This window comes from Spirosoma foliorum, assembly GCF_014117325.1.
GTDB classification, from domain to species: domain Bacteria; phylum Bacteroidota; class Bacteroidia; order Cytophagales; family Spirosomataceae; genus Spirosoma; species Spirosoma foliorum.
On the sequence record NZ_CP059732.1, the window covers coordinates 4169269 to 4182074 of the forward strand.

A 12806-nucleotide genomic window follows, 5' to 3' on the forward strand; every position below is an offset into this window, starting at 1 on the left:
TACTTACTGCCCTGCATTAACCCGTCGAATATTATCTAATAAAACAGCGGTAGCGATTCCAACGTTTAATGACTCAGCATCGCCATAGCGCGGAATCGTCACACGTTGCGTCACGAACTGCGCTACTTCGGGGCGGATTCCGTTCGATTCATTGCCCATCACCAGATAACCCGATTGACTAAATGCCAGTGTATGCACATCCTCACCGCCTAAAAAAGCGCCGTAAACAGCCAATGGGGTGTTTTTTTGATTCAGCACTTCAACAACATTGCCATACCACCACTGCACCCGGGTAAAGGAGCCTTTGCTAGCCGAAATAACTTTGGGGTTATACACATCGGCTGTGGTTTCGGAGCAGAGAATTTTCCGGACGCCATACCAGTCGGCAATTCTGAGGATGGTACCAAGATTACCAGGGTCCCGAATATCATCTAAAATTAAAGCGATCTCGCCTGGTTCGGCCAATAGCGGACGGTTCTCTTTCGTTTTGACCACAGCGAGCGCTGCGTTATTACTTTCGAGGGTGCCAGCGCGTTCAAGATCACCAACCGATGCAATTTCGACGGGCGTTCGTTGGTGGTCTGTTAAGCGAGCGTTTTCTTTGTAGAATGCTTCGGTCGCTACAACAAGTTCAATCTGAAAATCAGACTGTAGAACTTCCTGAACGCTCTTGGCCCCTTCGACCAGAAATGCCCCATACTGCTGCCGGTATTTTTTCTGGTGCAGCGACTGAATATATTTAAGTTGATTTTTAGAAAGCATGAAAAAAATGTATGATATACGATATATGATGTATGAGAGGCTAACTAGCAATATATCCTACATCCTACATCATACATCACGCTTAGGCTTATTTTTACTAATTGTGTCTTTATCCGGTTGTTTGAGTTCGAAGAACTTACGTACGAACTCTTATATCCTGACGGCGCAAACGATACGGGGCAATCATACGATTTCGAGTGAGTCTCTGGAAAGCCTGATTCCCCAAAAACCCAACCGCCGGATTTTGGCCCTCCCCATTACTCCGCCACTTTGGTTCTATCAATTGGGCGCGAATCGGTACAACCGCGAGAAGGCCCTACAGGAGTTACAGGCCAAAACTAACGAATTTGAAGAGCAAAGCCAGCAATTAGCCGATCAACCCCAGGCGCTAAAAAAACTGAATCGTCGGTATGGTCGAAAATTGAAGCATCTGCGCGTAAAAGCTGAAGAAGGAAACTGGCTCATGCGGAGTCTTGGTGAGCCTCCCTCTTATTTTGCCGAAAGCGATGCCAAAGCCAATGCAGCCAAAATGCAGAAGTACCTGTCTGACAAAGGTTTTTTCAATGCCAAAACGGCGTATTCGCTCGATACCTTACGCCGTCGGCAGATCCGGGTGAATTACCTGATTAGCGAAAACGAAGGCTTTTATCTACGCAACATTACGTATACAATTGCCGATCCACGGGTCGACTCTATTGTTCGTCAATCATTTGACAAATCAAAACTCCAAACCGGCGAACGATTCGATTTTGATAACATGGCGAATGAGCGTATTCGCATTGAAACGCTCTTGCGTGACCAGGGCTATTACACTTTTTCGCGGCAGTATATCCGGGCTACTGACGTGGATACGGTACGCCGGGGTAATGATCGCCGTTTCCATGACAGGCTCGAACCCGGCGATTCGACTCGTCGAAATGTAGATGTAGCGTTGCAGATTGTCAATCCACCCGGCAAATCGGCACATCCAATTTATCGCATTGGCGATGTGGAAGTGCGAGTCAGCCCCGATATAGACGCTTCGGGAAGCTCCACGACAACGGCGTCAGCAATGGCGTTGGATACAGTACGTCGTAACGGAATCACTTACCTGTTGGGCGGGCGTGATATCTCAACTCGATTATTAGACGCCAAAATTCTTGTTCGCCCTGGTCAGCTCTATAACCAAACTAACTACCGGGATACCCAACGACAGCTGTTTCTGCTCAATCAGTTTAAATACATCAATCTCAACTTTATTGATAGCACCAATCGATTGCTACGAACACTCGTAACAGCCTCTCCATTAGACAAATACGAAGCCACTGCAGAGGGAGGTGCAACAAGCCTGCTGTATCAAGGTCAAGCCTTTCCGGGTGGTTTTGGCAGCTTGATTTTCCGAATACGTAATATGCTGGGAGGGCTCGAAACCTTCGAAATCTCTGCCCGCTACGGGATAGAAGCTCAGACTGGATTTGTGGTCGATCCAACGAATCCCACTAAAGTTGTTTATAAATCGCAGGAATTAGGTGTAAGTAGCTCACTGACTTTTCCTCAAATTTTGTTTCCTGGTCCTCTTCGGTTTGGCTTTAACCGCTATGCCCCCCGCACGCAAGTCAGCTTAAGCCTCAATAATACGTTTAGACCCGATTTTCGACGATCACTTCTTCGGGCCTCCATGGCTTATAACTGGCAAACAACACCTACTAAGCAATTCAGTTTTTTTATTGCCGACATTAACCTGATTAATGCTGGCGATGGTAGCAACAAGATTATAAGCGATGCTTTTAAAGATCAATTGGATAGTCTCCAGAAGACAGGAAGCACAGTCTATTTAAGCTTCCGGCGGTCAATTAGTTCAAGTTTCAGTTTTGCCTACACGTATAATACGAATACGCCGAACCAAAATCATCGGGCTAATTTTCTCCGTGCAGTAGTTGAATCAGGAGGTACAACCTTAAACTTCTTTCCAGAAGCGCAGCTGCGAAAGTTTTTCAACACGACCGACACTACAGGGTTACAGTTTTATAAATTCCTGCGTTTCAACCTGGATTATCGGCATTACATTCCTTTGCGGCCCCGTACTACACTCGCCTTCCGATTCAATACGGGGCTAGTATATGGCTATGGATCAAACAATACTGCACCTTACGAAAAACTGTTTTTCGCGGGTGGTAGCAACAGCATTCGGGCCTGGCTTCCCCGGCGACTAGGCCCTGGCTCCGAATGGCCACAAACCGTAGGCGGCAAACCTGTATTCAGTTCACCTGATGAACAACAATTTCTTTATATCATTGAAAAACCTGGCGATATGATTATCGAGGGGTCGGCTGAGCTACGAGGTAGGTTATTTCATCTTGGGGCCGATGTTAATGGGGCTATTTTTGTGGATGCGGGGAACGTCTGGAACATAAGATATAACGAGAAACGCCCTGGTACCACCTTTGGGTTCGATACGTTTATTCCACAAATTGCCGTCGGTACCGGCGTTGGTCTTCGAATCGATTTCTCCTTTTTTGTGATCCGCTTCGATGGCGGTATTAAAGTCTGGGACCCTGCCCGGAGGTATATTGATCCAACGAGCGGGGAGCCAGTTGACAAACGATTTACCCTCCCTGAGTTCTCTCTAAGTAAGTTATCGAGCGGCCCTAACCCCTTGGTTATCAACTTTGGGATCGGTTACCCCTTTTAAGCATTACCCATATATACCCATAAATAAACTCATGATTGCTACGTATTTTAAAGACAATGCACCTAAGGATGAGCAGCTTGTGCACTATGGCATCTCAGAATCCAGGCCTCCTACACTTCCTCCCGATAGCCCTATTGGCCGCTGGAATGGAACTTTTGGAGTGATCGTCACAGATCGGCTTCAAATCAATGATTATGTTGGTAATGCCACAGCCTGCTGGGCTTATACCGGCCAAATAACGATGGTTCCAGCCTTGTTTGCTTAACGATCTCTTTGTTTTTACTGCTGCATCTAGCTAATCTTTAAGAGAAATTAACGGCATATCCTGCCAAAATGACAGCATAATCGGGGCTTTCTTCGTAATTTTGTAAAAACACCGGGCCGCCGGAGCGGTCGATAGTCGTCAGTAGGTAGTCGCTAGCCAACTCCTACTGCCGACTGTCGGCTATTGACTATTGACTATCAACTATTATGACGCTCATTCCCGAACTTACCATACTACAACCGGCTGATAAGGAACAGATTGATCTGCCACGCACCTCGGAAGACGAGTTGGCAGTAGGTAAAAAACGGCTCTATATTGAAAGTTATGGCTGCCAGATGAATTTCGCAGATAGCGAAATTGTAGCAGCCGTTATGCGGAATGCAGGTTTTGCGACTACTTCAACGGCCGAAGATGCCGACGTTATTTTTTTAAATACCTGTGCAATTCGTGATAACGCTGAACAGAAAGTTCGGCATCGGCTCAAACACCTCACCGGCCTTAAACGTCAGAAGCCTGAGCTGCTGGTAGGCATGCTTGGCTGTATGGCTGAGCGACTGAAAGTCAAGCTACTGGAAGAAGAAAAAGTAGTTGACATTGTGGCTGGTCCAGATGCGTACCGCGACATTCCCAAACTAGTTGAAGAAGCTGAATCGGGCCAGAAAGCCGTAAACGTGTTTTTGTCGCGTGAAGAAACTTACGCCGATATTTCGCCTATTCGCCTGAATTCGAACGGGGTTACGGCCTTCGTTTCGATCATGCGTGGCTGCGATAATATGTGCAGTTTCTGCGTGGTGCCGTTCACTCGTGGTCGCGAACGCAGCCGCGATCCCTACAGCATCGTTCGTGAAGCACAGGATCTTTTCGATCGGGGCTATCGCGAAGTGACCTTGCTGGGGCAGAACGTGGATAGTTATAAATGGAAGGGAACCGAGGGTACAGTACAAGAAACAGAAAATGCAGTAGAGGCTCATTCCCATGCTCCGAGCACCGAGCCTATTACCACCTTCGCGAATCTCCTCGAAATGGTGGCGCTGATTCATCACGACCTACGCGTACGGTTTTCGACTTCACACCCAAAAGATATTACGGATGATGTGCTACATACCATGGCACAGTACGAAAACATCTGTAACTATATCCACTTACCGGCCCAAAGCGGCAACAGTCGGGTATTGAAATTAATGAACCGAACGTACGACCGCCCCTGGTATATCGGCAAAATTGATCGAATCCGGGAAATTCTGGGCGAAGACTGCGGCATCTCGACCGATATGATTTCGGGTTTCTGCACCGAAACCGAAGAGGAACACCAGGAATCGCTGTCGCTTATGGATTATGTCCGCTATGACTATGCTTACATGTTTGCCTATTCGGAACGTCCTGGTACGCTAGCCGCTAAAAAATATGCGGATGACATTCCCGAAGACGTAAAAAAACGGCGGCTGAATGAGATCATCGCCCGGCAATTAGCGCACTCTTCGGAACGGAATCAACGTCATATCGGTCAGGTTCAACGCGTCCTGATCGAAGGAACGTCTAAACGCTCTGAAGACTTCCTGTGTGGCCGAAATGATCAGAACAAAATGGTCGTTTTTCCGAAAGGGAATCATACAAAAGGCCAGTATGTAAATGTGCTTGTCACCGAATGTACCTCAGCAACGCTGAGGGGTGAAGTAGTTAATGAATAATGTAGAATGGATAATGTATAATGGCCTAAAGCCGCAATTTCCTACACATTATTCATTCTACATTATTCATTATTCATTAAAAAGATGAATCAACAGGAAATTCAAAGCATTAAACAGCGCTTCGGTATAATTGGTAATGCACCAGCTCTCAACTACGCTATCAACGTAGCGATGCAGGTGGCTGCTACCGATCTGACTGTACTCATTACGGGTGAAAGCGGTAGTGGTAAAGAGTCTTTTTCGAAGATAATCCATAGCCTGAGTGCCCGTAAACACGGCCAGTTTATTGCCATCAACTGCGGAGCTATTCCTGAAGGTACAATTGACTCGGAGTTGTTTGGTCACGAAAAAGGCTCATTTACTGGTGCTGTTGATTCCCGAAAAGGGTATTTTGAGACGACCAACGGAGGAACTATTTTCTTAGATGAAATTGGCGAAATGCCGCTCGGTACACAGGCCCGGTTGCTACGTGTACTCGAAAATGGAGAGTTTATTCGGGTTGGGTCATCGAAGACGCAGAAAACCGATGTTCGGGTTGTTGCTGCGACTAATGTCAACCTGATGGATGCGGTTGAAAAAGGAAAGTTCCGGGAAGATTTATACTATCGTCTGAACACCGTTCCCATTTTTGTGCCGCCCCTCCGCGAACGCGGTGCCGATATCGAACTTCTGTTTCGGAAGTTCACGACCGATTTTGCCGAACGCTATCGCATCAACCCGTTACAATTAACCGAGAGCGCCAAGCAAACGCTCATGGCCTACCCATTTCCGGGTAATATTCGGCAATTGAAAAATATTGCAGAACAAATATCCATCCTTGAGTCGGAACAGAACAAGCCAATTGATGGGGAAACACTGGCCAAATACCTGCCTCTTTCTCAACAACCGAACCGAACACTAGCCTTATTTCCGCAAGCTCCCGGTACCAACGGTGAGAATTTTTCGGAACGGGAACTGCTCTATAAAGTTCTGTTCGATATGCGTCGGGATGTGAACGATCTAAAAAAACTCGTTCGCGATGTACTCGGCAATGAACAGGATGGTCGGCAGATTCTGCATAATCACAAAGATTTATTCGATTCGATCTCGCCCGATGTCGATTTGCGTCCATCGACGGATGTAAGCGTTACTCGCTTTTTGCCTGCTACGAATGGCTCAATCCGCGCGGAGACGCCACCGCCTTCAGAAACCTACGGTACCCATCCCCCCGTTCAGATTTTTGATAATGTAGATGGTGATGTCAACGAAGTAACCGAAGTAGAAGATGTAACTCATGAAACGGAAGAAGACGATTCGCTCTCGCTCGAACGGCAGGAAAAAGAAATGATCCTGAAAGCGCTCCGACGCAACAACAATAAGCGTAAATACGCAGCCCAAGCACTTGGTATCTCAGAGCGGACGTTATACCGAAAAATTAAACAGTATGAGATTGATGAAGAATAGATTTTCAATGATGAATGATGAATTAAGAATGATCCAGGCCGCCAATAAGATCAAGCGACTCTTTTTGTTATTCATCATTCTTAATTCATCATTCATCATTCAGTCCTGCGGAGTGTATTCTTTCACGGGAACAACGCTTAATCCCAATATAAAAACCGTAACGGTAAATAATTTTGTATTGGCAACAGCTGGGGGGCCAGCCAACCTACCGCTGACGTTTAATGAGAAACTAAAGGAATATTACCAACGCTACACGAACCTAAAAGTAGTTCCAAGCAACGGCGATATGGTGCTGGAGGGTAATATTACAGGCTACGACCTGTTGGCAGTGGCTCCAACAGCACAAGATCAGGCGGGTGTTAACCGATTACAAATCACTGTTTTGGCCCGTTTTTATAACAATAAAGACGAGAGTAAGAACTTCGAACAGTCGTTTTCGTTCTATCAGGATTTCCCACAGGGGCAAACTCTTAGCCAGAATGAAAGTCGCTTAGTGCCAAAAATTCTGGACCAGATCGTTCTTGATATTTTCAATAAAACTGCCGCCGACTGGTAAAAAAGATTTACGAATTACAGTTTACGAATTACAATTGAAACACCTACTTTCGTAAATCGTAATTCGTAAATCGCAATTCCCTCCGTGCTTGCCCTCGATAAAGAAACATTCTCGTACTGGGTCACCCATCCCGACGACTTAACAACTACCGACTTCACTCAGTTGCAGGAGAGTCTATCTGCCTATCCATACTGTCAATCACTGCATACACTAACCGCTAAGGCTGCTTCATTGCACAACCGAAGTCAGGCTATATCATTTGTGCGTCAGGCAGCGGCTCATGCGCTCAGTCGTAATTCGCTCCGCAAGCTGATTGAAAATGAGTTTCAGTGGTCAGATAATTTACTGACGAAACTGAATGAATTATCAGCTAAACACGTCCCTATTCCAGAAGATTATCAACAAGAGAGCTACGCCCTTTTTAAGTCAAAAGCAGGTTTGAGTAACGCATTTCCCAATTTATCGCTCCTTCGCTTGCCAGTTCCTGGCATGGGCGAACAAGAAGCAACGACCCCTACTCCAGAAGATCCAACATTAGCTGAAACAAATCTCCAGCACGAACTCACGCAAATAGTTGAGCCAGTGATTCTTCAGCCCGAACTTTCCCCAGCCGACCTTGAACGTCAACGTCAATTTGAGCTAATCGACAGCTTTATTAAGAATGAGCCTCGTATTTCGCCCGTGCGAACTAAACTTGACGCACCGCTAGAGCAGGAAGATTTAACGAAACGGGCTAAGCCAAGTGGTGGTGGTTTGATAACAGAAAGTTTCGCCAAAATTCTTGTAAAGCAAGGTAAGCTAGATAAGGCTCGTGAAATGTACAAGCAACTTATGCTAAAAAATCCCGAAAAAAACGCGTACTTTGCGGCAAAAATCAGCGAGTTAGAGAATACTAAGAATTCGGCAGAGGACTAAGTTTCATATTTCTCTAAACCTGTAAACGCATTAACTAAAAATTTAGCACCTTTTTTTCATGATTACGGCAACTATTGTCATCATTTGTATTATCACAGTTCTGTTAATTCTTATCGTATTAATCCAGAACTCAAAAGGCGGAGGCCTATCTGGCGAATTTGGCGGCTTAGGTTCTAACCAACTTATGGGAGTAAAGAAAACCACCGATCTATTAGAACAAATCACCTGGGGACTTGGTATCGCTATGATGGTGCTGTCGATGGCCTCTTATATCATGGTCGACCGTAATCAGGTAGGTGGTATCAACAGTGCTAACGTAGATCGGGCACAAACCCAAACGCTTCCGGGCGCAGCAGCTCCAACACCTGCTCCTAGTGCAGCCAATGGCGCAGCACCAAGTCAGGCAGTTCCAGGTGCTCAGACTCCAGGCGCATCAACCTCGGCTCTGACACCACAGAAGTAAGCACATTCTTACCTCATAAAAAATGCCACGCCTGAAAAGACGTGGCATTTTTTATGGACCTGTACCTAAACTCAGGCAACAGCCTGTGCCAATAGTTGCCGGGCAATAGGTAATAGTGTTTCCTGAACAGGATAATTCCGCTTACTTTCCAGCATATACGTCGCCGGATTAGGCAGGTATCGATGTCGGCGAATCAGATCGAGTTTAATATTTTCAACAGTGTTCACTAAGCTTTTCTGCACAGCTTCAATAAACCGAAACTGCACCAATCGTCCTCCTGGCTCCTGTTCTGAATAAAATGTCATGGAGAAATAATAGACCTGCGTTTCGGCTTGATTAGTCGCATGAATAAGCAAGTAGCCTTCCTCCGGCCTTAATGGCAATAAACCTACGGGCGCAAGCGTCAGCGATTGAGCAATATCTGCCCAGCGTTGGTGGCCTTCGGTCAGTGTAGCCTGAAAACGAGGCAAAGCAAATTCCATAATCGCATCCACCTCGGTCATAAAGTCCGGGTCCGTTACCTCAGATTTATATTCGATTCGGGGTGGAGGTCCACTAACTCGACTAACTCGCTTGGGGAAAGCAGCATTTAACGTACCTTTGCCCCTCGAAAAACGAATACCAGCATCGTAGTGACTACGTAGTTCGGGTAAATCAGGGCAGAGTTTGTATTCCGTAAAGTTCTGCTGAACAGCCTGTAAGTATGCCATCACGACATATTTCTGATATTCGGCATCAAGCCAATTTTGCGTAAACCAGTCAGGTTGTAATTTTTTCATAAACCAAAAAAAGTGACTTTGTGGGTGTATGATTTGGTTAATCTAAGCATTTGTTATCAAAAAACCAAATTCTATTCGCCAGGAGTATCGTCTCTGCCAAAGGAAGTTTAGCCAATGTAGCGAATGGCAGTATGTCAGGCAAAAACCTGAAAAATTGGCAGTTTAGCGCATTGGCACAGTAATTGGCGGGTCGAGAACGTCGTGTAAGTATAATACGGTACACAAACAGTTAATAACCTTAATCAACTCATTATCATGGTAGCAGAAACGGAAAGCGTTAAAGTGAACGTGAAACCGCTGGCCGACCGGGTGCTGGTAGAAGCCGCACCGGCTGAAGAAAAAACCTCGTTTGGAATTATCATTCCAGACACGGCGAAAGAAAAACCCCAGCGTGGTACAGTCGTTGCCGTTGGCGCAGGTAAGAAAGATGAGCCGCTGACGGTTCAGGTGGGAGACACGGTACTGTATGGCAAATATGCTGGTACAGAAATCACCGTTGATGGCAAAGAGTACCTCATCATGCGTGAATCAGACATTTTCGCAATCCTTTAATTCAATGATGAATGATTAATGATAAATGATGAATTGGTTCTCGGAGGGCCGTCATCATTGCATTGTCATTCATAATTCATCATTTATAATTCATCATTAATTTATCATGGCTAAGAAAATATTTTTTGATACTGAAGCCCGTGAGCGCATTAAGAAGGGTGTTGATACCCTCGCCGACGCGGTAAAAGTTACGCTCGGACCTAAAGGTCGTAACGTTATTCTTGACAAAAAATTCGGCTCACCAACGATCACCAAAGATGGTGTAACGGTAGCAAAAGAAATTGAACTGAAAGACGCCATGGAAAACATGGGCGCTCAGTTAGTTAAAGAAGTAGCATCGAAAACAGCTGATTCGGCTGGTGATGGTACAACCACTGCAACGGTTCTGGCACAGGCGATCTACTCGATTGGCGCGAAAAACGTTGCGGCTGGTGCAAACCCAATGGATTTGAAGCGTGGTATTGAGAAAGCGGTTCTGGCTGTTGTTAAGAACCTTTCTGAGCAGGCGCAAACCATTGGCGATGACTTCGGTAAAATCGAACAGGTTGCTACGATCTCGGCTAACCACGACGAGGAAATCGGCAAAATGATTGCCGAAGCTATGAAGAAAGTAGGTAAAGAAGGTGTTATCACGGTTGAAGAAGCTCGTGGTACCGAAACGGAAGTTAAAACCGTTGAAGGTATGCAGTTCGACCGCGGTTACCTGTCTCCTTACTTCGTGACGAACACCGAGAAAATGGAAGTTGAACTGGAGCGTCCGTTCATCCTGATTTCGGAGAAAAAAGTGTCGTCGATGAAAGAGTTGCTGCCTGTTCTGGAGCAAGTTGCTCAAACTGGCCGTCCTCTGTTGATCATCGCTGAAGATGTTGACGGCGAAGCTCTAGCTACGCTGGTTGTTAACAAAATCCGTGGTGCCCTGAAAGTAGCTGCTGTTAAAGCTCCAGGCTTTGGTGATCGCCGGAAAGCTATGCTGGAAGACATCGCTATCCTGACGGGTGGCCAGGTTATCAGCGAAGAGCGTGGTTTCAAACTGGAAAACGCTACGATCGATTACTTAGGTCAAGCAGAAAAAATCCTGATCGACAAAGACAACACAACTGTTGTGAATGGTGTTGGTCATAAAGACGATATCACGGGCCGCGTAAACCAAATCAAAGCCCAAATCGAAAACACCACGTCGGATTACGATCGCGAGAAATTGCAGGAACGTCTGGCCAAATTGTCAGGTGGTGTGGCTATCCTCTACATCGGTGCTGCTACCGAAGTAGAAATGAAAGAAAAGAAAGACCGTGTTGACGATGCTCTGCACGCAACTCGTGCCGCTGTTGAAGAAGGTATCGTAACGGGTGGTGGTATCGCTCTGATCCGGGCTATCTCTTCGCTTGACGGTATCACAACAATCAACGAAGACGAGAAAACAGGTGTTAACATCATCCGTGTTGCTCTCGAATCACCTCTGCGTACGATTGTAGCTAACGCCGGTGGCGAAGGTTCGGTTATCGTGAACAAAGTGAAAGATGGTCAGGGTGGATTTGGCTACAACGCTAAAAATGACACCTTCGAAGATCTGTTCGCAGCGGGTGTTATCGATCCGAAGAAAGTAACACGTCTGGCTCTGGAAAACGCAGCATCGATCGCTGGCCTGTTGCTAACGACCGAATGTGTTATTGCCGACGAGCCAGAAGAAGCTCCAGCCGGTGGCGGTCATGGTCACCCAGGCGGTGGCATGGGCGGTATGATGTAGTCGTCTGAACCGCTTCGGCGGCCCGGCAGGATTTTCTTGATTAAAAAGATTTTCCTGAAAACTAAAAACGCTCCTGATCTCACGATTAGGAGCGTTTTTAGTTTTCAGCTTATTACTATTGATTGCCTATAAGTCCACACTGAAATTTACGACATTACTTCTTGTAGTTTTGGCAGGAGATATTGAGATGTTCCGATATAACTCACTTTCTAATAACCAGCTTTACTTCTATGAAAAAACTCTTCTCTACCGAAAGCATTTTACAGGACAGTGGCCTGACAGCCATACGTATTATTGTGGGTTTATTCCTCGCTTATCACGGCTGGGAAGTGTTTGATGCTAGTAAGATGAAAGACTATGCCGTGTGGGACGTTTTTAAAGAATCAGCATCGCCCTCTTTCATGGTTTATCTTGGCAAAGGCTCTGAGTTTGCTGCAGGCGTTTTCCTTAGTGCTGGTTTATTCACCCGATTGGCCTGCCTGCTTATTATTGGTACGATGCTGTACATTACCTTTTTTGTCGGCCACGGAAAATTTTGGTACGAAGATCAGCATCCTTTCCTATTTGCCTTGCTTGCTGCAGTTTTCTTTTTCATCGGCCCTGGCAAATGGAGTATAGATGCTCTTGCTGAACGAACGTATCCTAAAAAATGATGTAGATATATAGCCCGATTTAGATAGGAAAAGATGCCTGACGGGAGAGGTAATTGTAACCAGATAAACTAATCTTATACTGGGCTTTGAGAACACCGAGAGTTAGTTAAATCGGCTTAATCTTGTTACTATACGATTCAAATAGTATCTATTATTGTGCAATTAGGCAACATATAGGCAAACAAAAAAGCCAAGCGAGATACTCTCTTGGCTTTCTGATTTACTCAACGTTATGAAAAACTTTTCTTTTCGACACAATTATAAAACAAATTTATCAAAAAATTATCCTCTGATCAAAAAAAATTTTTCTCACAT

At 45.7% G+C, this 12806-nt stretch carries 12 protein-coding genes; 10 read left to right on the forward strand and 2 right to left on the reverse strand.

Going from position 1 to position 12806, the window contains the following annotated elements; all coding sequences use genetic code 11:
- Window positions 1–3: 3 nt before the first annotated feature.
- Window positions 4–762: a TrmH family RNA methyltransferase gene (locus tag H3H32_RS17820; RefSeq protein ID WP_182464011.1), complete on the reverse strand. Its 759-nt coding sequence runs from the start codon at window positions 760–762 to the stop codon at window positions 4–6.
- Here H3H32_RS17820 and tamL point away from each other — a divergent pair.
- The 7 genes from tamL (at window position 761) to secG (ending at window position 8763) form a co-directional block, all read left to right on the forward strand.
- Complete coding sequence (gene tamL, locus H3H32_RS17825; RefSeq protein WP_374191830.1) at window positions 761–3433, forward strand: translocation and assembly module lipoprotein TamL; 2673 nt, start codon at window positions 761–763, stop codon at window positions 3431–3433. The two genes, H3H32_RS17820 and tamL, sit on opposite strands and share 2 nt — an antisense overlap.
- Before the next feature lie 31 nt (window positions 3434–3464).
- Window positions 3465–3698 (forward strand): hypothetical protein, encoded by a 234-nt coding sequence (locus H3H32_RS17830; protein WP_182464012.1) that lies wholly within the window; start codon window positions 3465–3467, stop codon window positions 3696–3698.
- 206 nt (window positions 3699–3904) lie between these two features.
- On the forward strand, window positions 3905–5386 hold the full coding sequence (gene miaB / locus H3H32_RS17835) for a tRNA (N6-isopentenyl adenosine(37)-C2)-methylthiotransferase MiaB (RefSeq protein WP_182464013.1): 1482 nt from the start codon (window positions 3905–3907) through the stop codon (window positions 5384–5386).
- 84 nt (window positions 5387–5470) lie between these two features.
- Window positions 5471–6829 carry a sigma-54 interaction domain-containing protein gene (locus H3H32_RS17840; protein WP_182464014.1) on the forward strand — a complete coding sequence of 453 codons (1359 nt, stop codon included), beginning with the start codon at window positions 5471–5473 and terminating at the stop codon, window positions 6827–6829.
- Window positions 6819–7385: an LPS assembly lipoprotein LptE gene (gene lptE / locus H3H32_RS17845; protein WP_182464015.1), complete on the forward strand. Its 567-nt coding sequence runs from the start codon at window positions 6819–6821 to the stop codon at window positions 7383–7385. The genes H3H32_RS17840 and lptE overlap by 11 nt, the downstream gene beginning before the upstream one ends.
- 84 nt (window positions 7386–7469) lie before the next feature.
- Window positions 7470–8300 (forward strand): DUF8458 domain-containing protein, encoded by an 831-nt coding sequence (locus tag H3H32_RS17850; protein ID WP_182464016.1) that lies wholly within the window; start codon window positions 7470–7472, stop codon window positions 8298–8300.
- 58 nt (window positions 8301–8358) lie between these two features.
- Window positions 8359–8763 carry a preprotein translocase subunit SecG gene (secG, locus tag H3H32_RS17855; RefSeq protein ID WP_182464017.1) on the forward strand — a complete coding sequence of 135 codons (405 nt, stop codon included), beginning with the start codon at window positions 8359–8361 and terminating at the stop codon, window positions 8761–8763.
- 71 nt (window positions 8764–8834) lie between these two features.
- On the opposite strand, the gene H3H32_RS17860 is transcribed toward secG, so the two are convergent.
- Entirely contained in the window at window positions 8835–9542 is a 708-nt protein-coding gene (locus H3H32_RS17860) for a hypothetical protein (RefSeq protein ID WP_182464018.1), read from the reverse strand.
- 255 nt (window positions 9543–9797) lie between these two features.
- Between H3H32_RS17860 and H3H32_RS17865 the strand changes: the two genes are divergently transcribed.
- The 3 genes from H3H32_RS17865 to H3H32_RS17875 all read left to right on the forward strand — a co-directional run bounded on the left by H3H32_RS17865 (window position 9798) and on the right by H3H32_RS17875 (window position 12491).
- Window positions 9798–10094, forward strand: coding sequence for a co-chaperone GroES (locus H3H32_RS17865; RefSeq protein ID WP_012925587.1), 297 nt, complete (start codon window positions 9798–9800; stop codon window positions 10092–10094).
- 106 nt (window positions 10095–10200) lie between these two features.
- The gene (groL, locus tag H3H32_RS17870) at window positions 10201–11838 is read left to right on the forward strand and encodes a chaperonin GroEL (protein WP_182464019.1); all 1638 of its coding nucleotides are present in this window, start codon (window positions 10201–10203) and stop codon (window positions 11836–11838) included.
- A 230-nt stretch (window positions 11839–12068) separates the two neighbouring features.
- Window positions 12069–12491 carry a DoxX family protein gene (locus H3H32_RS17875; RefSeq protein WP_182464020.1) on the forward strand — a complete coding sequence of 141 codons (423 nt, stop codon included), beginning with the start codon at window positions 12069–12071 and terminating at the stop codon, window positions 12489–12491.
- Window positions 12492–12806: the final 315 nt, after the last annotated feature.